Genomic DNA, 21,364 nt, shown 5'->3' with positions numbered 1-21,364 from the left:
ATACGCCCCCTCGATTTCGTCATGTTCGTGATGATCTTGCGGAGGAGGACAACGTCTAACCTCCTGGCAGCATGTTGTCGTGTTCTCGAGAACCCTCGCTAACCGGCCCGTCCGTCTGATGGCCTGCCATTCGAGCATTTCCTGTGAAGGCCAGTCCTGCAATCTCCCGCTTCCAACGCAAGCTGGGGAAGAAGGCGGGAACATGGGCCATGTACTGGCGGTAGCTATCGCCGTAGGTCGCGAGCGCGTATCTCTCCTCATGCTTAGCCAAACGAATGTACATCACCACCAGCACTGGAAACATGGCAAGCGTCAGAAGCGTCGGCCATTGTAGCAAGAAACCGAGCATGACGAGGATGAACCCTACGTATTGAGGGTGCCGCACCCGGGCGTAGACCCCCGTCATTGCCAATTCGTGTTTGCGCTGACTCGTGTGAAGCGCCGTCCACGCGATCGAGATTAGCCAAAAGCCTACACCAATCAGCACAAAGCTGGCGATGTGGAACGGGCCGAAATGCGGATTGATGCGCCAGCCGAACATCATTTCCAGGATGTGGCCAGCATCGTGGCTCCACCAGTCGACGCCGGGGAAATGCGACTGGAGCCACCCCGACAGCAGGAAGATGGTGAGCGGGAAGCCATACATTTCGGCGAAGAGCGCGACGATGAACGCACTGAACGCGCCGAAGCTGCGCCAGTCGCGCCGCGTTGCCGGCTTGAAGAAGCTGAACGCAAAGAGGATGAAAACGGCGGCATTGACCAGCGCGAGCCCCCACAGACCATAGCCATAGTCGGCGTGCGTCATCGCGACTCTCCTTCGATGCGGCCGTTGGGATTGGCCGGCAAGCCGGCGGGTGCCTGGCCGGGCTCATGGCCATGCTGATGCCCACCTTGGCCGTGGTGCATGAACAGGTGCATGAGCGGGCAGGCGAGCAGGATGAGATAGGGCAGCACACCCAGGAAGTGCGCGGTATGCTCGGTAATGAGGAAGAAGCTGGCGACGAGCAGGAAGCCGATCAGAACGATCTTGCCGCGCTTGCGCATGCGATGGTCATGTTCGCCCATATGCCGTTCTCTTCTAGTCAACGTCCAGCCTGCATAGGCTCGAGTCCAAGGAGCAAGGTATAAGTAGAGACCGAAGTCCGAAGGGCATCGCGCAAGCATGGGTAAGGTGATCGATCGGATCGGCCACCGGTGTTCGCGCGACGCAACTGTCGGGAGCAGCAGTCGTGCTGCGGCTTTTGCGTATAGGCGTGCGGCGTCCGCGAATCAAAGCTGCGCTCACGAACATAATCGTGAGAGGCAGGCCCGCGTCCATGCACAAGAGAAAGAAACGGCACCATTCCCGCAACCAGTCCGGCGTGACCGTCCTCGAGCGCGAAGCAAGGATCGATCTGGCTAAGCGCCCGGCCGATGGTCTCGGCGTCGCCTTTCTCGGCGCATCGGGAACGGTCACAGGGTCGCGTTATCTGGTGGACGATGGTGAAACTCAGATCGTTGTCGATTCCGGCCTGTTTCAAGGACCCAGGGATCTGCGCCGCCTTAATTGGGCGCCAATTCCACCCGAAGTCGCCGATGTCGGCCAAGTCCTGCTGACCCACGCTCATCTCGATCACTCGGGCGCGCTACCGCGCATGGCGCGCCTGGGCTGGGACGGTACCGTCCTTGCCACCCGGGCGACCGCGGCCCTGTGCGAGCTCCTTCTTCCCGACAGCGGTCATCTGCAGGAAAAGGATGCGGAGTTCGCCAACCGGCACGGCTTCTCCAGGCACCAGCCGGCGCTGCCGCTCTACACCCAGGCTGACGCGCGTCTGGCATTGCAGCTCTTCCGGCCGATCGAGTTCGGAGCGTGGCATGCAGTCACGGACGGCATCAGGGTGCGCTATCATCGCGCCGGCCACATCCTCGGCGCGGCGTCGATCGAGATCGACTGGAAGGGGCGGACAATCCTCTTCTCAGGCGACATCGGCCGTTACGGCGATTCGGTGATGAAAGATCCCGAGCCGCCCGCGCGCGCCGACTATGTCCTGGTGGAATCGACCTATGGCGATCGGCGCCACGAGCAGGTCGATCCGACAAAGACGCTTGGAGATCATGTCGAACGATGCGTCGAGAGAGGAGGGACGGTGGTGATCCCGGCCTTCGCCGTGGGACGGGTCCAGTCGCTTCTCTATCATTTCTCGCGTCTGCGCGCGCAGGGACGCCTCCGCGACATCCCGATCTTCCTCGACAGCCCGATGGCGATCAACGCGAGCGGGCTGATGTGCGATTTCATGGACGAGCATCGCCTGGCCCGCGCCGAGTGCGAAGCGGCGTGCAGCGTCGCGCACTATGTGCGCGAAGTGGAGGAATCCAAGGAACTCACCGCCAACCCCGCCCCAAAGGTCATCATCTCGGCCAGCGGAATGGCAACGGGCGGCCGCGTGCTCCACCATCTCAAGCGCTTCGCGCCGGATGGGAAGAACCTCATCCTCTTCTCGGGCTTCCAGGCGGCGGGCACCCGCGGCGCCGCCATGATCGGCGGCGCCCGGACGATCAAGATCCACGGCGAGTATATCCCGGTCGAAGCCGAGGTCGCCAACCTGACGATGCTCTCGGCGCATGCCGACAGCGACGAGCTCATGCGCTGGCTCGGCTCGCTGCACGAGGCCCCGCGCCACGTCTATGTCACCCATGGCGAGCCGACCGGCGCCCACGTCCTGGCGAAGCGTGTCTCGGAGGAACTGGGCTGGGCATGCAGCGTACCGGCGCTGGGTAGCTGGGGCATGCTCGCGTGAAGCCCGGGATCATCGAGAACGCCGAAGCAGAGTCTGTCGCGACGACGCTGCGGGCACGCCGCATCGGCCTGTCGGGTGCCGGTAGCGATCTGATCGCGGTCATGCGCCACGACTGTCCCGTCTGCCGCTCGGAAGGTCTTGCGTCCCGCGCGCAGGTCGCGCTGCGCGCCGGCGGGCGGGAAATCGTCGTCTCGCTGCTGCACAGTTCCGCGGAGACTCCAGCGCCCGGCGAGATCGGCCTCTCGGAATCCGCATGGCAGCGGCTCGGCGTCAGCGAGGGCGATCCGGTCGAGATCGCGCACGCCCAGCCTCTCGCCTCGCTCGCCGAAGTGCGTCGGCGTATCTATGGCAATCGTCTCAGTGACGGGGCTTTTTCAGCGATCATCACCGACATCGCCGAGCGACGCTATAGCGATGTCCATCTCTCGGCATTCGTCACGGCCTGCTCAGCGGTCCCGCTCGATACGGACGAAACGATCAGCCTGACCAGGGCGATGGTCGATGTCGGCGAGCGATTGCAGTGGCCCGGAACGGTCATCGTCGACAAGCATAGCGTCGGTGGATTGCCGGGCAATCGCACCACGCCGATCATCGTCTCGATCATGGCCGCGGAGGGCCTGATCATGCCCAAGACATCGTCGCGGGCGATCACCTCGCCGGCCGGCACGGCGGACACGATGGAGGTGCTGGCACCTGTCGACCTCGACGTTTCCGCAATCCGCAAGGTGGTCGAGCGCGAAGGCGGCTGCATCGCCTGGGGCGGCGCCGTCAACCTCAGCCCTGCCGACGATGTGATCATCGGCGTGGAACGGGTGCTCGATATCGATGCCGTCGGGCAGATGGTCGCCTCGGTGCTGTCCAAGAAAATCGCGGCCGGTGCGACCCATCTGGTCATCGACATCCCGGTCGGGCCGACCGCCAAGGTACGCGGAGCCGATGCCGCCGACACGCTCGAGCGGGCGCTGAGCTCTGTCGCCCAAGCCTTCGGGCTTCGCACGCGCGTGATGCGCGGCCCCGGCGCCGAGCCGATCGGACGGGGCATCGGTCCGGCGCTCGAGGCGCAGGATATCCTTGCCGTGCTCCAGGGGCAGCCGGGCGCCGAGGATCTCGCCCACCGGGCCTGCGAGCTGGCGGGAGGACTGCTTGAGCTCGCGGACGCAGCCCCGGCCGGCGAAGGCTATGCGCGTGCGCGGGCGTGCCTCGAAAGCGGCCGGGCCTGGGCCAAGTTCCAACGTATCTGCGAAGCGCAGGGCGGCATGCGGGCTCCACCGGTCGCCCGGTTCCAACAGGATATGATCGCTCCCTATAGCGGCCGCCTGGTGAGTATCGACAATCGCAAGCTCGCGACGGTCGCGAAGCTTGCCGGCGCGCCGATGGCCAAGGCCGCCGGCGTCGCGCTGCAGTGTCGGCTGAACCAGATGGTGGATGCCGGGGCTCCCTTGTGCACCATTCATGCCGAGAGCCCGGGCGAGCTCGATTATGCGGCGGCCTATGCGGTGAGCGACGGGCCGATCTTCGGGATTGAAGCGCTATGAACCGTCCCGTGCTGTTCGCGCTGCCTGGCAGCGAGGCCCTGGCACAGCCGCTATCCGCCGCGCTCGATGCAGAGGTCGGCACGATCGAGCATCGTCAGTTTCCTGACGGGGAAACCTATCTCAGGGTCGTAAGCGACGTCAGCGACCGCGAGGTCATCCTGCTGTCGAGTCTCGATCATCCGGACGCCAAGCTGTTGCCGCTGCTGTTCGCAGCCGACACCGCGCGCGATCTGGGCGCTCGCAGGATCGGGCTCGTCGCCCCCTACCTCGCTTACATGCGCCAGGACATACGCTTCCATGCCGGCGAGGCGGTGACGTCGCGAACCTTTGCCGCGATTCTGTCCCGCCATCTCGACTGGCTGGTGACGGTCGATCCGCATCTCCATCGCTATCATGCGTTGTCGGAAATCTACCGCATCCCGACCCAGGTTGTTCATGCCGCGCCACTTCTGGCCTCGTGGATCAAGCGCAATGTCGCTCGTCCGCTGATCATCGGTCCGGACCTGGAAAGCGAACAGTGGGTCTCGCAGGTGGCGGCCGATGCCGATGCTCCGTTTCTCGTGTGCGAGAAAATCCGGTCCGGCGACCGTGACGTCACCATCTCGATTCCGAATGCCCCAGCGTTTCTCGATCGCCAGCCGGTGCTGGTCGACGATATCGCCTCATCCGGCCGGACCCTCGCCGAGGCGGCGCGCCAGCTGGTCGGCATGGGGTTCGCGCGACCGGATTGCGTGGTCGTGCATCCGCTTTTCGCCGGCGATGCAGCGCAAGTCCTGGGTGGGCTCGTCGAGAGGATCGTCAGCACGAACGCTGTTGCGCATACCTCTAATGATATCGACGTGATGCCGGCGATTGCGGAGGCCGTTCGTCACGGAATTTGAACGGTGCGCTGCGCGTCAGTTCTTCAGTACTCAATGCTCAATGCACGATGAAAACGAACGCCCGGCAAACGCCGGGCGCATTCCCATCCATTGACCCTACACGAGCCCGAACCAATCTTCCGGGAACTTCGCTTTCGGAGAAAGTCGCGGCAGGAAAGGAGGATATGTCATGTCGCACACACGCTCTTTCCTTGATCCCTTCATCGTTGCTCGGACCCGCAGCTTGAGCCCGAAGTGAAGCCCGCCATCCTTGCATCCTGGGCGTCCGATCGCTCCGCCGTCGAGGGCCAACCGGCCCTCCGTCGCCCGCCAGCATCCCGGTGCCGGTCGACGATGTGATGGCAGCGCTGCGCTGGCTCGATCGCGCTGAGCGCGGCGCGGGCCTGGCATCCTTGGTTCGTCAGGAACAACCCGGTATCGGTGCCATCCTCGCCGGGAATATCGAAACTGCGACACGGAAGGCGGGCGATCTCTGCGATGATCAGCCTTCGATCTCAAAACCCTATGATCACCGGTTCGTGCTGAATCGGATTCGCCGTGCCGTAGCGGCGCGCGAGCGGAGCTGCGATCCGCCCCGGACATCGGCGTTACGGCGCGCTGCTGACACAGAATAGCGATTATCAGCTTCTTGCCATGACAACATGACGCGTCGAGCTTAGGAGCAACCAGCGCGCTCATCCCCCAAGAGGCGTGCCCACTCCCGGCGGCAGCGTCTTGCGGCGCCTTGCCGCCGGGAGACCAGAGGGAGCGCCGCCCCGTTCGCAAGAGCGGTCATCTCGCAAAGTTCGGCACATGATGCCGGGTCGCTTACCCCCCTCTCGCCGAGCACCTGCCTTGCCTGTTGTGATGCGGCGGTATTTCGGCCTTGACCTTGGACCATGGTCCTACCCGTAGAAGGTCTCCCCTTTGAAGCTGTGCCCGCTGGGGTGCGCAGCAATGCCAACACGTCCGGGGGGCCATGGAGAGCAAGCGCGTCGTTCATGTCATTGATGACGAAGAAACAATCAGGAAAGCTGTAGGATTCACATTAAGGACAGCGGGATTTGCCGTCGAGACCTATGGCTCGGGAGTCGACTTTCTGAAAATTGCAGATGAAGCTGAAAGAGGTAGCATCGTTCTCGACATGCACATGCCGGACATGAACGGTCTACAGGTTCAGGCAGCGCTGACGCAGATGGATATAAGCATGCCAGTCGTGATGCTGACCGGCAACGGAGACATTGCGCTTGCTGTCCAAGCGATGAAGGCGGGTGCTGTCGATTTCCTGGCCAAACCTATCGAACGGCCGCTGCTGCTCGATGCGATAGACCGAGCGTTCGCGCGCATCGACACGGCCGAGGGGCGCGCTCTCGAAGAAGCCGAGGCATGCCGACAGGTCGATCTACTGACACCGCGCGAACGGGATGTTCTCGAAGGCCTTGCGCAAGGCCTTCCGAACAAGACCATCGCCTATGATCTGGGCATTTCTTCACGGACGGTCGAAGTCCATCGCGCGAGCATCATGTCCAAGCTTGGAGTCCGTACCCTTGCCGAAACCTTGCGGATCGCCTTTGCGGCTGGAATGGGAAGGCCGCTGTAGGTAAAGGCGGCCAGGGCTGCTGCGGTTGAATCTCTGCGTGTCACCTGATGGCGCGGACATAGTGCCTGCTGGGATGCATCGACGGTGTTCATCAGCTTTTGGCGGAATTTTCGTGAGCCCAGGCGAAGGGTCGCGCTTGATTGCTATCGCGAAAGGAGATGAAACTCTTCCAACAGCTGGGCGATCTCTGTGCCTTCAAGCTTCGTCATCAACAGCTTGCGCAGGAAGGACGGGCCGGGAATGTCGATCCCTTTGCCATCCCTGAGCGGCCCGATTGCGGCCAGAAGCGTGCGGATATCATAGGTTGAGTTGAACACTTCGGGCACGCCGCGTTCGACCTTCATCAGCGTGTAGACGGCCTCCATCGGCGTGCGCACCGAATATTCCGTCGTGAAGATACAATCACGCTGCTTCGACTCGGCAAACTGGCCGACAAAGGCGAAGTTGACCGCGCCCTCGGGCACCACGTCCGGCCGGTCGCCGGCCTGGCGCGGCATGAAGAAGGCGGTGATGTAGGGCATCATCACCGGCACGGTCTTCGCCCCCGTCGCGGCGAGGCCGGGGATGTCCTCGACCGGCACGCCGAGATGATAAAGCCATTCCTGCGTGATCTCCTCGCCCGTACAGTCCTGCATCGGCTTCTTCACATAGTCGCCGGGTCGGTCGACGAACAAGGCATAGAACCAGGCGACGATCTGGTCCTTCGGCTGTTTCCTGAAGTGGGGTTGCCGGCTCACCGTCCAGCTCAGCAGCCAGCTCGAGTCCTTGACCGTGATGATGCCGCCGGTCACCACCGTGCCGCTGAACGGATCGCGCTTGGCAATCTTGCGAATGTACGCCGGAATGCGCGCGTCGAGCGTGGTGATGGTCGCCGACGCCCATTTGGTTTCCGGGATATGGGATCCAAACACGTCGGGACGACCAAAGGCCGGGTCCTTGGCCGCGATCCGGCGCCACAGGTCCCAGGCCGGCGCCGGCCCCTCATTCAGCCTGGCCGGTGTATGATGATCGCCATTGTCGGAATTTTCGGTCAGCGATCCGATAGTGATGAAGACGAGATCATCGGCGCCGAGATCGACGCCGCCTTCGACGCCGTTTTCGATCCAGGCAATCCGGGTCGCCTGCTTGCGGCCGGGCTGGATGTCGAAATCGACGTCGGTGACCTCGACGCCGTAGCGAAATCTCACACCGCGATCCTGCAACCATTTGACCAACGGCAGGACCATCGATTCATATTGGTTGTAGCGGTTGAACTTGAGCGAGGAAAAATCCGCCAGACTGCCGATATGGTGGATGAAGCGATGCAGATAGAGCTTCATCTCGAGCGCGGAATGCCATTCCTCGAAGGCGAACATGGTGCGCCAGTAGAGCCAGAAGTTGCTCCTGAGGAAATCATCGCCGAAGACTTCGTTGATCCGCTTGTTCTCCATCTCCTCCCGCGTCGCGAGGAAGACGGAGATCAGATCTCTTCGCGCGCGATCGCCGAGTGTCAGCAAAGCCTTGTCGGGCACATCCTGGCCCTGGTTCTGCGTGACGCGCTGCAGCGAGAAATTCGGATCGTCCTTGTTGAGCCGGTAGAATTCGTCGAGCACACTCGCATCCTCGATCTCCAGCGACGGGATCGAGCGATAGAGATCCCAGAGGCATTCGAAATGCTCCTCCATCTCGCGCCCTCCGCGGATGACGAACCCCTTTTCGGGGACGTCGAGGCCGTCGAGCGCGCCGCCGGGAATATGCAACTCCTCAAGGATGGTAATATGCTCGCCGGCGACGCCGCCGTCGCGGATCAGGAACGCCGCGCCTGCCAGTCCCGCAAGACCCGAGCCGACGAACCAGGCCGTCTTCCTGTCAGCGCCCTCAGGTTTGCGGGGCCGCACGAAAGCTTCGTAGTTCCCGCTACTATAGTGCATGCTCAACTCCATCCTTGATCCCGACGACAATGGCGGTTCTGCGGTTTCTTGCTGAACAGCAGAAATGCCTGCCCTGCATTCATTCTCGCCGATGTCGCCCGCCGCTCAGTTCGACGACTTCACTGGTGATCTGATCCTGACGCGTGAGGCGCTCCTCGAGGCGCAGGGCCTCGCCCTTGCGATCGATGTGGCTGCGGGCGGTCGCCATGGTGCGCAGCCGTGCCTCATTCTCGGCGACGAACGTCTCGACCGCAGCCGCGCAGATGTGGGCGAAGACATATTCCGCGGTCAGGTCGCCGATAAGGTCCGCCGCGTTGATATTGACGAGCGGCGGCAAATCCGCCGTGGACGCGGGGAAAGTGTCGAGGTCGAGCGGCAGGAGGCTCGCGCGCACGATCGAGACGCCCTTGCCGCTGCTCCAGACCGGATAAGCCATGGTGATGGGCACCGCGCCGACCTCGTCCAGATAGTCGTACAGCGCGTCGATGATGCTTGTCGCGAGTGCGGGCAGCGCATCGGCCTTGCTCGGCATGCTCGCGCTCCATGCGATGCGCAGACCGCGCTCGGCCGCAAGCGTGGCCGTGCGCGCGCCAATCAGAAGAATATGCCTGTCCTGCATGTCGGCCGCGGCGCCGTCGAGCAGCTGCTCCGGAAAGGCCCCGGCAAAGCCTTGCTCCGCACCGAACAGGATAAGGCCGCCTCTCGCACCACCGACCGCCCGCGCCGGAAAACGCGCCAGTGGCTCGTCAAGGCGGCGCGCCTGGCCAATGGCGGTGCGGGCGGTCTCCGCATAGCGTCGCACCGCAGGCAGCAGCGCGCGCGCCTGATGCGCCCGCTGCGCGGCGATGCCCTGCATGGCGTTGACCACCGCACCGAGCTGGCGGACGGTCTCGATCCGCTGGCCGATCTCGGCGAGGCGATCGCTCATGATGCAGAACCGGCCGGCTGGCTTTCGATCAGCGCTTTCACCGTCGTCATCAGAGCGGACCGCTGCGCGGTGTCGATCTGTCCAGTCCGCTCGATCTGCGCGCATAGATCGGGGACGTGATCGTCGATCCAGGCGGGCAGCCGCGTGCGGAGCGACGATATCTCCGAGACCGCCATGCCATCGAGCAACCCTTCGCCGAGCGCCACGACCAGCGCCACCTGGTCGACGACCCGTAGTGGACTCGACAGCGGTTGCACGAGCAAGGCGCGCAAGCGCTTGCCGCGTTCGATCTGGGCGCGGACACGCGGCTCGGGCTGCTCGCCGAAGCGGGTGAACATCTCGAGCTCGAGGAACTGCGCATAGTCGAGGCGCATGGTCCCGCTCGCGTCGCGCAGGACGCGAAGCTGCGTCTTGCCGCCGACCCGGCTCACGCTCGTGCCCACATCGATGGCGGGCTTGTGCCCCTGCGCGAACAGCTTCGCGTCGAGAATAATCTGACCGTCGGTGATCGAGATCAGATTGGTCGGGATATAGGCGCTGACGTTGCCGGCATCGGTCTCCGCGATCGGCAGAGCCGTGAGCGAACCGCCCCCCTTCTCCGTCGAGAGACGCGCCGCACGTTCGAGCAGGCGGGAATGGAGGAAAAAGACGTCGCCGGGATAGGCCTCGCGCCCGGGCGGCTGTCCGGTCAGCAGGGCGATCTCGCGATGGGTCGCGGCATGCTTGGTGAGATCGTCGAGCACCACCACCGCATGGCCGCCACCATCCCGAAAATACTCGGCCATCGTGAAGCCCGCGAACGGCGCGATCCATTGCAGCCCCGGCGCCGCGGCGGGGCTCGCCACGACGAAGATGGTGCGGTCCGGCGCGCCATGCCGCCGCACCTGGTCGACCACGCGCGCGACCGCCGAGCTTTTCTGGCCGATCGCGACATAGACGCAGATCATGTCGCTGGTGCGCTGGTTGATGATCGTGTCGACCGCGAGCGCCGTCTTGCCTGTGGCGCGGTCGCCGAGAATGAGTTCGCGCTGCCCCCGGCCGATGGCGAACATCGCATCGATTGCGAGCGTGCCGGTCTGCACCGGCTGGACGACGAGGTCGCGTTCGATGATCGCCGGCGCCGGCCGTTCGACAGGATCGAAGCGCCTGGCCCGGATCGGCGCGCCCCCATCGAGCGGACGGCCGAGCGGATCGACGACTCGGCCAAGCAATGCCTCGCCAACCGGCACGCGCACCACCTCGCCCGAGCCGGTTACGGTGTCTCCTGCCTCCACCTGGGCGGCATCGTCGAGCAGCACGCAGCCGATCCGGTCCCGGTCGAGCGTGTGGACGAATCCGGTCTGGCCCCGGGCGAAATAGAGCAATTCGTCGAGGCGCGCGTCCGGAAGGCCCGAGACCATGGCAACGCCGTCGCCGATCGATTCCACCCGGCCAATTGCATCGACACGCGGCCCGAGATTGGCGCGCGTGATGCAGCTCTGGGCCTGCGTCAGCCAGTCTTCAGGCGATCCGGGCATGATCGTCTTCATTGAGGCTCTCAACCATGGCGTCGAGATCGGCGCGCCAGCTGTTGCGCACGACGGCGTGGGGCGTGCGAAGCTCCGCGCCGGCGATGAGATCTGGATCGACTGCGAAGATCGGGGTCGCGGTATCCGGCAGGATTTCGCCAAGCGCGCGCGCTACCTGCGTCTGCAGATCGGCCGTCAGCGGCGCGGGCGTCGCGACGGTGACGGGCCCGGCGGCCGCCAGGCTGCGGCGATCCGCCTCGGAAAGGTCTCCGAGCCGCGCCTTGAGCGCGTCGACCATGGCCTGCACCGTCTGCTCGGGCGGGAGACGAGCGAGCAACGTGCCTGCCATCGAGGCGGCGAGGTTCGCTGCCTTTTCCCGCCACTGCGCCGCCACCCGCCCGCGTTCGGCATCGATCGCCGCATGGCCTTGCTCGACGACGGCGTCCGCCTCGAGCCTGGCCTGCGCGAGGAGGCGCTGGCGCTCCGCTTCGGCCTCGGTCCGGATCTCGGCGCGGCGAGCCGCCGCATCCGCGACGAAGCCGTCATTCTGCGTTTTGAGCGCCTGCGCTTCGGCCTGTGCCCGGTCCTTTGCCTCCCGCGCTTCGTCGAGCAGCGCCTGGGCCGATGCCTGGCGGGCAGCGATGGCATCCATCACCGGACGGAACAGGAAGCGTCCGAGCAGCCACACGAGGATGAGGACATTGACCGCCTGCAGCGCGAGCGTCCACCAGTCGATCCGCATGTCAGGCGAACGGGTTGGCGAAGAGCAGCAGCAGCGCGATCACGAGGCAGTAGATCGCCATCGTCTCGATCATCGCGAGGCCCACGAACAGCGTGCGCGAGACGGTGTTGGCGGCTTCGGGCTGGCGCGCGATCGCGTCCATCGCGGCGGCGACGGCCCTGCCCTGCCCGAGCGCCGGGGCGATTGCGCCGATCGAGATCGCGAAAGCGGCTCCGAGGATGCTGGCGAGATGGATCCAGTTCATGCGGGGGACTCCTGTTTGGATGGCGGGCGGGCGCCGTTCTCGCTGATAGCGCTCCCGATAAAGACCATGGCGAGCGCGCCGAAAATGTAGGCCTGGACCGCGCCGGTCAGCATTTCGAGCGCCATGAGCGGGATCGGGACGAGCAGCCCGGCGAGGCTCAGCACGACGCCGATCATGAAGACGCCGCTCATGACGTTGCCGAACAGGCGCACCATCAGCGAGAAGCTGCGGGTGAAGAGCTCGACGATATTGAGCGGGGCGAGCAGGATCGAGGGGCGCGCGAAGGTCGCGAGATAGGCCCTGGGCCCGAGCGCGCGGACGCCGAACCAGAGCGTCGCGCCGAAGACGATCAGCGCCAGCGCCGCGTCGGTTTCGAGGGTCGCGGTCGGCGGCTCGACGCCGGGGATCAGCGACGACCAGTTGGCGACCAGCAGGAACAGGAACAGCGTGCCGATCAGCGGCAGATAACGCTGCGGTTCCGCCTCCATCGTCTCGCGGATCTGGCCGGCGACGGTCTCGACGACCAGCTCGAGCGCCGCTTGGGCTCGGGTTGGGCGTAACGCAAGGCGGCGGGTCAGCAGCCAGCTTCCGATTGTAAGGAAGGCCATGATGCCCCAGGTCGTGGCGACCGGCTGGCTGATCGGCACCGGACCGATCGGGAACAGCACATGGCTTTCAAGTGGTGACGCGAATTTCATCGGGCGCCTCCGAGCCGGTGGAGCATGATCTGGCGCCCGCCCATGAAGCCGGTTGTAGCGGCAAGAAGCGCCGGCCACCCTTGCCGGCTGGCGATGACGAGAACCAGAATAGTGACGGCGAGACGCCCGAGCCTGAGCAGGATCGCGCGCGATGCCGGGCCGCCATGGGTGACGAGGTCGGCTTCTCTGGCGATGGCCGCGAAATGGGCGAGGCCGACCGCAAATCCGAGGGCCAGGAACAGGATGGGGGAGAGCTGGCTCATTGCCGGTGCATCCAGCGCCAGCCCGACCAGCAGCCGAGGGCGAGCCCGACGAGCAGGAGCGGCGCGGTCCAGAAGATGCCGCTATCCAGCCGGTGGTCGAGCCAGCGGCCGATCGCGAGACCGACCAGCGCGGGCAGGACGATCTGCCAGCCGAGCACGCCGATCTGGCCGAGATTGCGGGCGACGGAAGGAAGCCGCTGCGCAAGCCGCCGCCGTTCCGCGCGGGTCCGGATGGCTTCGACGATCGGCTGCTCGGGCTTGTCCGCGGTCACAGACCAAGCTCCCGGCCACCACCCTGCAGGGCCTCGACCATATGGCGGATCGCCTGCATCCTGAGTTTCGCCGACGCGGTCCGTTCGGATCGTTCGCCCTCGTCGCGCTCGCGGTAGCGCGCGAGCACGTCATGCTCGAGCGTTCCGAGGTCATCGCCGACATGGCCTTCGCGCGTCGCGACCGCGACCTCCGTGCCGTGGCTCACGGTCAGAATGCCGTTGCGCACCGCGCAATAGCCGGGAGCGCCATCGAGGCCCCGCCAGGAGACGATCGAGACGCCAAGCGCGGTCAGGAAATCGGCGTGGCCCGACAGGATGCCGAAACTGCCGCTGGCATCCTCGGCGCGAACCGACCTGACGTCCGTGTCGACGAGGATCGCGGTCGGATCGGTGATCCGCAGCTTCATGCGCCCTCCCCCACGCGAGAGCGTGCCTCTTCAATATCGCCCACCATGTAGAAGGCGCTCTCGGGCCAGTCGTCGGTCTCGCCGGCCAGGATGGCCGCGACGCCCTGCAGCGTATCGGCCAGCGCCACAGAACGGCCGGCTTGCCCGGTGAAGGCCTGGGTCACCATGAAGGGCTGGGTCAGGAAGCGCTGCAGCCGCCGCGCCCTGCCGACGATCAGCCGATCCTCGCGGCCCAGTTCCTCGATACCGAGCAGCGAGATGATGTCCTGAAGCTCGCGATAATGCGCGATCGTCTCCCGGACCTGCTGGGCGAGCGCGTAATGATGATCGCCCACGACCTGCGGATCGAGCAGGATCGACGACGATCCCAGCGGATCGACCGCGGGATAGATGCCTTCGGCCGCCATGGCGCGCGAGAGCAGAATGGAACTGTCGAGATGGGCGGAGATGGCGGTGACCGCAGGGTCGGTGAAATCGTCGGCGGGCACATAGACCGCCTCGATCGCGGTCACCGCCGCCCCATGCACCGAGGCGATGCGCTCCTGCAGCGCGGCCACTTCGCTGGCCAGCGTCGGCTGGTAGCCGACGCGCGAAGGCATGCGTCCGAGCAGGCCGGAGACTTCGCTGCCGGCCTGGACGAAGCGGAACACATTATCCATGAGCAGCAGGACATTGCGCTTCTGCTCGTCGCGGAAATGTTCGGCGATGGTGAGCGCGGTCAGCCCTACCCGCCAGCGCGCGCCCGGCGGCTCGTTCATCTGCCCGAAAACGAGCACGGTCTTGTCGATCACGCCCGAGCCGCGCATGTCCGTGAGCAGCTCATGGCCCTCGCGCGATCGCTCGCCGATGCCGGCAAAGACGGAAACACCTTCATAGCGCGCGACCATCGCGTTGATGAGTTCCATCACCAGCACGGTCTTCCCCACCCCCGCGCCCCCGAACATTGCCGCCTTGCCACCCTGGGCGAGCGGCGCGAGCAGATCGATGACCTTGATGCCAGTCTCGAACATCGCCGTCGCCGCGCTCTGCTCGTCGAGCGGCGGGGGGGCGCGGTGAATGGGCCTCAATGGGACATCCGGCCCAAGCGGCGCGCCGCCGTCACCCACCTGCCCGGTCGGCGTAAGGAGCCGCCCCAGAACCTTGTCTCCGACCGGGACCGCGATGGGGGCGCCCAAGGCCATCACGCCGACATTCCGAGCGAGACCGGAGGTCGGCTGAAGCGCGACGGCGCGGACGGTGCGGTCATCGATATGGCTCTGCACTTCCGCGACCAGCGGGCCTGACGACGCATCGACGCGCAGCGCTTCATTGACCGCGGGCAGCGGCCCTTCGTCGAACTCGACGTCGAGGACGGGACCGCGCAGCGCCGCAATCCGGCCGAGCCTGGCTATGGACGGTATCACGCCCATGCCGGTTGCCGGGTCAGACCATAATCATGCCCGACCGTGCCGCGATCATGACGGGACGGGTAGAAGTCGCTGCCCGCGGGCACGACATGGACGACAAGCCAAAAGTGCATTGGCTGAGCGTCGCAGGCAAGCCGCAGATTCGGCATACGTAGAGTTACCGATTCTCTCTGATTCAGCCTCGCCGAATAACGGCGGCGCGACGCGATGGGCCTCAGGCCAGGGCGCTATGCCCGATATGCCAGAGCTCAAACGCGAAGAGAAAGGTTCACCGTTTCATGCCCTATCCCGTTGATCAACTCGCCGCGCTCGCCAAAGCGAATGTCGGCCTGATGCTGAAGCTCGCCGAAGTCGCCCGGAAAGGTGGCGAAGAGTCGCTCGAGGTCGGCAACCGCGCCGCCGGCCGCTTCGCCGAAGAGGCGCGTGCCTCGATTGCGGGCGCGACGGACAAGACGTCGGACGCCGGCGCGGTCAGCCCGGCCGGACCGCGGGCACTGTTCGAGGACATGGCCACGGTCCGCGAGCATATGATTGCCGGCACAAGATCGGCGTTCGAGGAATGGCAGCAGGCCTGGCAGGCCGTCGCGAGCGCTCCGACGGCTCCCGGGGCGCTGGATGCCTTTGCTGCCATTGTCGGACCATGGTTCGGGCAGAAAAGCCCGGGCGACGGCGAGAAGCAGGCCACCAGCGACAAATAGGATAGCCCCCGATCGCGGCGAGCCGCCCTAGCCGAGCAGGTGCTGACCGCCATCGACCGGAATGATCGTGCCGGTGATATGGCGGCCGGCATCGCTCACCAGAAAGGCGGCGAGCCCTCCGACATCCTCGATGGTCACGAGCTGGTGCTGCGGGACCGTCGCCGCGGCCCGTTCGAGCAGCTCGTCGAAGCGGTCGATGCCGCTGGCAGCGCGGGTCGCGATCGGGCCTGGCGAGATCGCATGGGCGCGAATGCCCTTGGGGCCAAGCTCAGCCGCGACATAGCGGGTCGCGCTTTCGAGGGCCGCTTTGACCGGCCCCATCAGGTTGTAGTGCTCGACCACCCGCTCCGACCCGTAGAAGGTGACGCACAGCAGGCAGCCGCCATCCGACATCAGCGGCTCGGCGAGACGCGCCATGCGCAGGAAGCTGTGGCACGAGACGTCCATCGCCAGCGCGAGGCCTTCGGCCGAGCTGTCGACGACGCGGCCGTGCAAATCCTCCTTCGGCGCGAAAGCGATCGAGTGAAGCAGGAAATCGAGGCCGCCCCATTCGGACTTCACCCGCTCGAACAGGGCCTCCAGTTCGCCCGGCACCCGGACATCGCACGCGGCGAGCCATTCGACTCCCAGGGTCTCCGCGACGGGCGCCACGAACGGCTCGGCCTTTCCGTTGAGATAGGTCGCCGCCAGTCTCGCGCCACAGTCGTGAAAGGCCTGGGCGCAACCCGCCGCGATGCTATGCGCGTTGGCGATACCGATCACCAGGCCGCGCTTGCCAGTAAGATCGACGAGAGGTTTCATGCTTTCGGCTCCTCACGCAGCAGATCGGCGGTGTGGATGGCGATCATCCTTTCCTCATCGGTCGGGATGACGCGGACGGCGACACGGCTGGACGGCGCGCTGATGACTGCATCTCCTCGGAGGTTCGCGTCCGCGTCGAGGTCCACGCCGAGCCAGCCGAGCCGACCGGCGACGCGGGCGCGAATTTCAGGCGAATTCTCGCCGATCCCGGCAGTGAACACGAATGTGTCGAGACCCCCGAGCGAGGACGCGAGAGCGCCGGCCTGGCGCGCGATCTGCCAGACGAAGAGCTCGATCGCTTCCCCAGCGGCGGGCGTTTCGCTGCCGAGAAGCGCGCGCATGTCGCTGGAGACGCCGGACACGCCCAAAAGGCCGGACTCACTGTAGAGGAGATGCTCGACTTCACGCGCCGTCATGCCCCTCTGCTGGAAAAGATAGAGCACCGCGCCCGGGTCGAGCGCGCCGCAGCGCGTACCCATCACCAGCCCGTCGAGCGCGGTGAACCCCATCGTCGTGTCGATGCTGCGCCCCCCGGCCATCGCGCAAAGGCTGGCCCCGTTGCCGAGATGCGCGGCGATCGTGCGGCCACCGCCTGTATCGGGATCGATCGAACGCAGCTGCCGCGCGATATATTCGTAGGAGATGCCGTGAAAACCGTAGCGCCGCATGCCCTCTTCGCCAAGCGCGCGCGGCAGCGCGAGGCGCGTCGCGATCGGGGGCTGGCCATGATGGAAGCCGGTGTCGAAGCAGGCGACTTGCAGCACAGCGGGGCGCAGCCTGGAGACGGCGCGGACCGCGGCGAGATTATGGGGCTGATGCAATGGCGCCAGTGGGCAAAGCGCCTCGAGCGCGGCGAGGAGTGGCGCGTCGACCCGCGCCGGCGCTGAATAGTCGGTGCCGCCATGAACGATCCGATGGCCGACCGCGATCAGATCGTCGCCGACCGAGGCTTCGATCTCCCGCAGCAAATCCTCGAGCAGCGTCTCGTGCGTGATCGTGCCGTCTTTCGTCCAGCGCCGCTCGGCAAGGACATCCCCCTTCGCATCGCGCGCGATCAGGTGCGGCTCAAGGCCGATATTCTCGATCTTGCCGCTCGCCAGCAAAGAGGGCTCATCAGTGCCCGGCTCGGCGTAGAGCGCGAACTTAAGGCTCGACGAACCGGCGTTGAGGCACAGGATTTCAGCCATCGCGGCGCTGTCCCGCAACGCCGGGAGCCGCCTTGGTCGCAGCCCGCGCCAGCAGCACCGCGAGCGCGCAGGAGGCGAGGCGCGTGCGCACGCTGTCTGCCCGGCTGGTGAGGATGATCGGAGCGCGCGCGCCGAGCACCACGCCTGCGGCATCGGCGCCGCCCAGGAAGGTCAGCTGCTTTGCGAGCATGTTGCCGGCCTCCAGATCGGGCACCAGCAGGATGTCCGCCTGGCCGGCGACCGGCGAGACGATACTTTTCTCGCGCACGGCCGCCTCGCTGATCGCATTATCGAGGGCGAGCGGGCCATCGAGCAGCGCGCCTTCGATCTGGCCCCGGTCCGCCATCTTGCAGAGCGCCGCGGCATCCAATGTGGTGCGCATTTTCGGATTGACCGTTTCGACGGCGGCGAGGATCGCGACCCTGGGCTGTTCGATCCCGATCACATGGGCAAGGTCGATCGCGTTGCGCGCGATGTCGGCCTTGTCCTCAAGCGTCGGCTCGATGTTGATCGCGGCGTCGGTGATGATGAGCGGGCGCGGATAGCCGGGCACGTCCATCACATAGGCGTGGCTGATCCTGCGTTCGGTCCGAAGGCCCGTGTCGGACGATACGACCGCGCCCATGAGCTCGTCAGTATGAAGCGAGCCCTTCATCAGCAGCGCGGCTTCGCCGGCCCGCACGCGCGCGACGGCTTCGGCGGCGGCGGCGTGGCTGTGCGGGACGTCGATCACCCGGAAGGCCGCAATATCGACACCGGCGTCCTTCGCCGCATTCGTCATACGCGCCGCAGGGCCGATGAGAATCGGAACGACGATGCCGGCGTCGGCGGCCTCAGCCACTGCGCGCATGGCGTCGGCGCTGCACGGATGGACCACGGCCGTGACGCACGCAGATCCGTCCTTGGCGCGCGCCATCAACTGGCGGAAGCGGTCGTGGCTGGCGATCCGCACGTCGGGAAGCGGCATGCGGGGCCGGCTGACTTTCTCGGTGGGCGCCTTGACCTCGGCCTGGCCGCTGATGACGGTCTCGCCCTTCTGGTTCACACAGGTGCAGTCGAGAACGATGACATGATGCTCGGCGCGCTTCTGCGCGACGGTGACGCAGGCCGTGATGGTGTCGCCGACGCCCACCGGGCGGGTGAAGCGAAGCGATTGGCCGAGATAGATCGCACCGGGCCCTGGCAGCTCGGTTCCCAGGATCGCCGAGATGAGCCCCGCGCCCCACATGCCATGAGCGATGACCCTGTGGAACATGTCCGTTTCGGCATAGACAGGGTCGAGATGCGCCGGATTCACGTCGCCTGACACCGCCGCGAAGAGCTGGATGTCGTCGGCGGTCAGCGTGCGGGTGAGGCTGGCCGTATCGCCGACGGCGATCTCGTCGAACGTGCGGTTCTCGATGAGGTTGGCGGCGGCCATGGCTCAGCGCTCCAGCACGTAGCGCCCGGGGGCATCACCGAGCGGCGGATAGTTCCGTTCGGGCGCGCCCATCGCCGGTGGGGCCGCCGCCTCGCCCGAGTGCGATCCAAGCCATGAACTCCATTCCGGCCACCACGACCCTTCGCGCACCTCGGCCCGCTCCAGCCAGGCATCGGGACCTGGCGCCGGGCCATCCTGCATCCGTGTCGCGATGCGATAATGGCGATGAGGATGCCCGGGCTCGGAGACGATCCCGGCATTGTGGCCACCGCTCGTCAGCACGAAGCGGATCTCCGCGCCCGTCAGCATGTGGAGCTTGTGGGTCGAGCGCCACGGCGCGACATGGTCGGTTTCCGTGCCCACCATGAAGATCGGCATGCGCAGCCCCGAGAGCGAGACCGGGTGGCCGCCGGCCTCGTAGCGCCCTTCGGACAGGTCATTGTCGAGGAACAGGCGCCGAAGATATTGCGCGTGCATGGCATAGGGCATGCGGGTGCCGTCGGCGTTCCATGCCATGAGGTCGGTCATCGGCTCGCGCTCGCCCATGAGATAGGTCGAGAGGATGCGCGACCAGAGCAGATCGTTGGACCGCAGCATCTGGAAGGCGCCGCCCATATGGCTGCTGTCGAGAAAGCCGCGCGCCCACATCATCGCATCGATCAGGTTGATCTCCGCCTCGTCGATGAACAGACCAAGTTCGCCCGGCTCGCTGAACTCGGTCTGGGCGGCGAACAGCGTGACGCTCGCCAGACGCTCATCTTCATCGCGCGCCATCGCGGCCGCGGTGATGGCGAGCAGCGTGCCGCCGATACAATAGCCGGCCGCGTGGATCTTCTCGGTGCCGGTAATCGCCTGGATGACATCAACGGCGGCCATCGGCCCAAGCAGGCGATAATCCTCCATGTCGAGATCGCGGTCGGCGCTGTCGGGATTGTGCCAGGAGATGCAGAACACGGTGTAGCCCTGCCCTACCAGCCAGCGGATGAGCGAATTTTCCGGCGACAGGTCGAGGATGTAATATTTCATGATCCATGCCGGCACGATCAATATCGGCTCCGGACGCACCGTCTCGGTTGCGGGCGCATATTGGATCAGTTCCATGACCCTGTTGCGAAACACGACCTTGCCAGCCGTGGCTGCGACCTTCTCGCCGACCCGATAGGCCTCCGTGCCCGCTGCGGGCTCCCCGCGTACCAGGCGTTCCAGGTCGTCGCAAAAAAATCGCGCACCCTCGACAAGGCATTGTCCTCCGGTTTCGAGGATGCGCTGCTGGAGCACGGGGTTGGTCGGGATGAAATTGGTCGGGGACACCATGTCGAGCATCTGGCGGGTCGCGAACTCGACGATCGCTTCGTGGTGCCCGGTGACGCCGCTCACGCCGGTCGTCGCGGCATGCCACCATTGCTGCTGGAGCAGGAAGGCCTGCTCGATCAGGTCGAACGGATGGCGCTTCCAGGCTGCGTCGGCGAAGCGCCGATCCTGGGGCAGCGGATCGATCGCCGGCTCGGGATCGCTGCCGGATGCGCTGCGCATGGCATAGTCGGCGAGCCGCATCAGCTTGCGCCCGCCCTTGGCGGCGAGCTGCAGCTGCCTGCCTGGCGAGCAGAGAATGTGCGTCCACCAGTCGGAAAAAGACTGCGCCAAAGTGGCGGGCGACTGGCCTGAAGTCAGCTGCGCGATGGCGGCGAAGCTCGACCGATCCAGCGTCGTGGCCAGACCGTCCAACGGGTCAGGGATATTGCTTCGACTCTGCACATTTTCGCTCCTGCTGCGGTGCAACAAGCCCTGAAGCGCAGGAAGCCTCTGCGCACTCCGTAGTCCTACGGAGGGATTGCCTCGCATATGCCAGCCCCAGAAGTCAGAGCTCAGCACGACATTGCTGTATGAAAAGCGGCCAAATACGATCAGGAGGCTCAGTGCGGTCGCACGGGCGAGCCAGCTATCCCGCCGAACCAGTCCCGCAATACCGGCGAAAGGGTCTGCGGGTTGCCGCCGATATGGCGAAGATCCTCCGCCAGCAGTGGCGGGCGGACTGCGAGGAAATATATCGCGAGGCCCGTCGTGAGAATGCCAAGTGCGATCAGCACCCCGGCCGCCAGAGCGGGTCT

At 65.5% G+C, this 21,364-nt stretch carries 23 protein-coding genes; 6 read left to right on the top strand and 17 right to left on the bottom strand.

The genetic code is table 11. From position 1 onward, the window contains the following. Nucleotides 1-55: 55 nt before the first annotated feature. Together A0J57_RS06270 and A0J57_RS06265 are read right to left on the bottom strand one after the other, a co-directional pair. Entirely contained in the window at nucleotides 56-805 is a 750-nt protein-coding gene (locus A0J57_RS06270) for an isoprenylcysteine carboxylmethyltransferase family protein (protein ID WP_021245240.1), read from the bottom strand. Beyond that, the gene (locus A0J57_RS06265) at nucleotides 802-1,065 is read right to left on the bottom strand and encodes a DUF2933 domain-containing protein (protein WP_013039078.1); all 264 of its coding nucleotides are present in this window, start codon (nucleotides 1,063-1,065) and stop codon (nucleotides 802-804) included. Before A0J57_RS06265 ends, A0J57_RS06270 begins: the two co-directional genes overlap by 4 nt. A 251-nt stretch (nucleotides 1,066-1,316) precedes the next feature. On the opposite strand from A0J57_RS06265, the gene A0J57_RS06260 reads away from it, so the two are divergent. From A0J57_RS06260 to A0J57_RS06245, 5 genes are all read left to right on the top strand, one after another. Next, nucleotides 1,317-2,777: an MBL fold metallo-hydrolase RNA specificity domain-containing protein gene (locus tag A0J57_RS06260; protein WP_021245239.1), complete on the top strand. Its 1,461-nt coding sequence runs from the start codon at nucleotides 1,317-1,319 to the stop codon at nucleotides 2,775-2,777. Then, nucleotides 2,774-4,312, top strand: a complete 1,539-nt coding sequence (locus tag A0J57_RS06255) for a thymidine phosphorylase family protein (RefSeq protein WP_021245238.1) — start codon at nucleotides 2,774-2,776, stop codon at nucleotides 4,310-4,312. The genes A0J57_RS06260 and A0J57_RS06255 overlap by 4 nt, the downstream gene beginning before the upstream one ends. Then, nucleotides 4,309-5,193, top strand: a complete 885-nt coding sequence (locus tag A0J57_RS06250; RefSeq protein ID WP_021245237.1) for a ribose-phosphate pyrophosphokinase — start codon at nucleotides 4,309-4,311, stop codon at nucleotides 5,191-5,193. Before A0J57_RS06255 ends, A0J57_RS06250 begins: the two co-directional genes overlap by 4 nt. A 320-nt stretch (nucleotides 5,194-5,513) precedes the next feature. Next, nucleotides 5,514-5,807, top strand: coding sequence for a hypothetical protein (locus A0J57_RS27255; RefSeq protein WP_021245236.1), 294 nt, complete (start codon nucleotides 5,514-5,516; stop codon nucleotides 5,805-5,807). 344 nt (nucleotides 5,808-6,151) lie between these two features. Further along, entirely contained in the window at nucleotides 6,152-6,772 is a 621-nt protein-coding gene (locus A0J57_RS06245; protein WP_021245235.1) for a response regulator transcription factor, read from the top strand. Nucleotides 6,773-6,915: 143 nt separating this feature from the next. Here A0J57_RS06245 and A0J57_RS06240 read toward each other — a convergent pair whose 3' ends face one another. The 10 genes from A0J57_RS06240 to atpD all read right to left on the bottom strand — a co-directional run bounded on the left by A0J57_RS06240 (nucleotide 6,916) and on the right by atpD (nucleotide 15,153). Next, nucleotides 6,916-8,682 (bottom strand): oleate hydratase, encoded by a 1,767-nt coding sequence (locus tag A0J57_RS06240; protein WP_021245234.1) that lies wholly within the window; start codon nucleotides 8,680-8,682, stop codon nucleotides 6,916-6,918. A 79-nt stretch (nucleotides 8,683-8,761) separates the two neighbouring features. Then, complete coding sequence (locus A0J57_RS06235; RefSeq protein ID WP_021245233.1) at nucleotides 8,762-9,610, bottom strand: F0F1 ATP synthase subunit gamma; 849 nt, start codon at nucleotides 9,608-9,610, stop codon at nucleotides 8,762-8,764. After that, nucleotides 9,607-11,127, bottom strand: coding sequence for a F0F1 ATP synthase subunit alpha (locus A0J57_RS06230; protein ID WP_021245232.1), 1,521 nt, complete (start codon nucleotides 11,125-11,127; stop codon nucleotides 9,607-9,609). The genes A0J57_RS06235 and A0J57_RS06230 overlap by 4 nt, the downstream gene beginning before the upstream one ends. Then, the gene (locus A0J57_RS06225) at nucleotides 11,111-11,860 is read right to left on the bottom strand and encodes a hypothetical protein (protein WP_021245231.1); all 750 of its coding nucleotides are present in this window, start codon (nucleotides 11,858-11,860) and stop codon (nucleotides 11,111-11,113) included. Before A0J57_RS06225 ends, A0J57_RS06230 begins: the two co-directional genes overlap by 17 nt. Nucleotide 11,861: 1 nt before the next feature. After that, nucleotides 11,862-12,104: a F0F1 ATP synthase subunit C gene (locus tag A0J57_RS06220; RefSeq protein WP_017501321.1), complete on the bottom strand. Its 243-nt coding sequence runs from the start codon at nucleotides 12,102-12,104 to the stop codon at nucleotides 11,862-11,864. Then, entirely contained in the window at nucleotides 12,101-12,802 is a 702-nt protein-coding gene (locus tag A0J57_RS06215; RefSeq protein WP_025546733.1) for a F0F1 ATP synthase subunit A, read from the bottom strand. The genes A0J57_RS06220 and A0J57_RS06215 overlap by 4 nt, the downstream gene beginning before the upstream one ends. Then, nucleotides 12,799-13,065 (bottom strand): ATP synthase subunit I, encoded by a 267-nt coding sequence (locus A0J57_RS06210; RefSeq protein WP_017501319.1) that lies wholly within the window; start codon nucleotides 13,063-13,065, stop codon nucleotides 12,799-12,801. The genes A0J57_RS06215 and A0J57_RS06210 overlap by 4 nt, the downstream gene beginning before the upstream one ends. Then, nucleotides 13,062-13,337: an AtpZ/AtpI family protein gene (locus tag A0J57_RS06205; RefSeq protein ID WP_021245229.1), complete on the bottom strand. Its 276-nt coding sequence runs from the start codon at nucleotides 13,335-13,337 to the stop codon at nucleotides 13,062-13,064. Before A0J57_RS06205 ends, A0J57_RS06210 begins: the two co-directional genes overlap by 4 nt. After that, nucleotides 13,334-13,744, bottom strand: coding sequence for a F0F1 ATP synthase subunit epsilon (locus A0J57_RS06200; protein WP_017501317.1), 411 nt, complete (start codon nucleotides 13,742-13,744; stop codon nucleotides 13,334-13,336). The genes A0J57_RS06205 and A0J57_RS06200 overlap by 4 nt, the downstream gene beginning before the upstream one ends. Next, the gene (gene atpD / locus A0J57_RS06195; protein ID WP_021245228.1) at nucleotides 13,741-15,153 is read right to left on the bottom strand and encodes a F0F1 ATP synthase subunit beta; all 1,413 of its coding nucleotides are present in this window, start codon (nucleotides 15,151-15,153) and stop codon (nucleotides 13,741-13,743) included. The genes A0J57_RS06200 and atpD overlap by 4 nt, the downstream gene beginning before the upstream one ends. A 275-nt stretch (nucleotides 15,154-15,428) precedes the next feature. On the opposite strand from atpD, the gene A0J57_RS06190 reads away from it, so the two are divergent. Beyond that, complete coding sequence (locus tag A0J57_RS06190; protein WP_017501314.1) at nucleotides 15,429-15,848, top strand: hypothetical protein; 420 nt, start codon at nucleotides 15,429-15,431, stop codon at nucleotides 15,846-15,848. Nucleotides 15,849-15,875: 27 nt separating this feature from the next. Here A0J57_RS06190 and fabI read toward each other — a convergent pair whose 3' ends face one another. From fabI to A0J57_RS26320, 5 genes are all read right to left on the bottom strand, one after another. Continuing rightward, the gene (gene fabI / locus A0J57_RS06185) at nucleotides 15,876-16,649 is read right to left on the bottom strand and encodes an enoyl-ACP reductase FabI (RefSeq protein WP_021245226.1); all 774 of its coding nucleotides are present in this window, start codon (nucleotides 16,647-16,649) and stop codon (nucleotides 15,876-15,878) included. Next, nucleotides 16,646-17,836 (bottom strand): acetate/propionate family kinase, encoded by a 1,191-nt coding sequence (locus A0J57_RS06180; RefSeq protein WP_031291181.1) that lies wholly within the window; start codon nucleotides 17,834-17,836, stop codon nucleotides 16,646-16,648. Before A0J57_RS06180 ends, fabI begins: the two co-directional genes overlap by 4 nt. Beyond that, nucleotides 17,829-19,256 carry a bifunctional enoyl-CoA hydratase/phosphate acetyltransferase gene (locus tag A0J57_RS06175; RefSeq protein WP_021245224.1) on the bottom strand — a complete coding sequence of 476 codons (1,428 nt, stop codon included), beginning with the start codon at nucleotides 19,254-19,256 and terminating at the stop codon, nucleotides 17,829-17,831. Before A0J57_RS06175 ends, A0J57_RS06180 begins: the two co-directional genes overlap by 8 nt. 3 nt (nucleotides 19,257-19,259) lie before the next feature. Next, nucleotides 19,260-20,981, bottom strand: coding sequence for an alpha/beta hydrolase (locus A0J57_RS06170; protein ID WP_021245223.1), 1,722 nt, complete (start codon nucleotides 20,979-20,981; stop codon nucleotides 19,260-19,262). A gap of 188 nt (nucleotides 20,982-21,169) precedes the next feature. After that, complete coding sequence (locus tag A0J57_RS26320) at nucleotides 21,170-21,343, bottom strand: hypothetical protein (RefSeq protein ID WP_021245222.1); 174 nt, start codon at nucleotides 21,341-21,343, stop codon at nucleotides 21,170-21,172. Nucleotides 21,344-21,364 lie beyond the last annotated feature (21 nt).

Source organism: Sphingobium sp. 22B, assembly GCF_001580035.1.
Lineage (GTDB): Bacteria > Pseudomonadota > Alphaproteobacteria > Sphingomonadales > Sphingomonadaceae > Sphingobium > Sphingobium fuliginis.
The sequence above is the reverse complement of the archived record's forward strand: the minus strand, read 5'-3'. Positions and strand labels throughout refer to the sequence as shown.

What these genes read in the sequence shown, in the direction of transcription:
- A0J57_RS06245 (WP_021245235.1), top strand. Translation starts at nt 6,152, where the DNA reads ATGGAGAGCAAGCGCGTCGTTCATGTCATTGATGACGAAGAAACAATC.
- A0J57_RS06230 (WP_021245232.1), bottom strand. Translation starts at nt 11,127, where the DNA reads ATGCCCGGATCGCCTGAAGACTGGCTGACGCAGGCCCAGAGCTGCATC.
- A0J57_RS06270 (WP_021245240.1), bottom strand. Translation starts at nt 805, where the DNA reads ATGACGCACGCCGACTATGGCTATGGTCTGTGGGGGCTCGCGCTGGTC.
- A0J57_RS06260 (WP_021245239.1), top strand. Translation starts at nt 1,317, where the DNA reads ATGCACAAGAGAAAGAAACGGCACCATTCCCGCAACCAGTCCGGCGTG.
- A0J57_RS06250 (WP_021245237.1), top strand. Translation starts at nt 4,309, where the DNA reads ATGAACCGTCCCGTGCTGTTCGCGCTGCCTGGCAGCGAGGCCCTGGCA.
- A0J57_RS06200 (WP_017501317.1), bottom strand. Translation starts at nt 13,744, where the DNA reads ATGAAGCTGCGGATCACCGATCCGACCGCGATCCTCGTCGACACGGAC.
- A0J57_RS06215 (WP_025546733.1), bottom strand. Translation starts at nt 12,802, where the DNA reads ATGAAATTCGCGTCACCACTTGAAAGCCATGTGCTGTTCCCGATCGGT.
- A0J57_RS06175 (WP_021245224.1), bottom strand. Translation starts at nt 19,256, where the DNA reads ATGGCCGCCGCCAACCTCATCGAGAACCGCACGTTCGACGAGATCGCC.
- A0J57_RS06210 (WP_017501319.1), bottom strand. Translation starts at nt 13,065, where the DNA reads ATGAGCCAGCTCTCCCCCATCCTGTTCCTGGCCCTCGGATTTGCGGTC.
- atpD (WP_021245228.1), bottom strand. Translation starts at nt 15,153, where the DNA reads ATGGGCGTGATACCGTCCATAGCCAGGCTCGGCCGGATTGCGGCGCTG.
- A0J57_RS06235 (WP_021245233.1), bottom strand. Translation starts at nt 9,610, where the DNA reads ATGAGCGATCGCCTCGCCGAGATCGGCCAGCGGATCGAGACCGTCCGC.
- A0J57_RS06225 (WP_021245231.1), bottom strand. Translation starts at nt 11,860, where the DNA reads ATGCGGATCGACTGGTGGACGCTCGCGCTGCAGGCGGTCAATGTCCTC.
- A0J57_RS06265 (WP_013039078.1), bottom strand. Translation starts at nt 1,065, where the DNA reads ATGGGCGAACATGACCATCGCATGCGCAAGCGCGGCAAGATCGTTCTG.
- A0J57_RS06240 (WP_021245234.1), bottom strand. Translation starts at nt 8,682, where the DNA reads ATGCACTATAGTAGCGGGAACTACGAAGCTTTCGTGCGGCCCCGCAAA.
- A0J57_RS06220 (WP_017501321.1), bottom strand. Translation starts at nt 12,104, where the DNA reads ATGAACTGGATCCATCTCGCCAGCATCCTCGGAGCCGCTTTCGCGATC.
- A0J57_RS06180 (WP_031291181.1), bottom strand. Translation starts at nt 17,836, where the DNA reads ATGGCTGAAATCCTGTGCCTCAACGCCGGTTCGTCGAGCCTTAAGTTC.
- fabI (WP_021245226.1), bottom strand. Translation starts at nt 16,649, where the DNA reads ATGAAACCTCTCGTCGATCTTACTGGCAAGCGCGGCCTGGTGATCGGT.
- A0J57_RS06190 (WP_017501314.1), top strand. Translation starts at nt 15,429, where the DNA reads ATGCCCTATCCCGTTGATCAACTCGCCGCGCTCGCCAAAGCGAATGTC.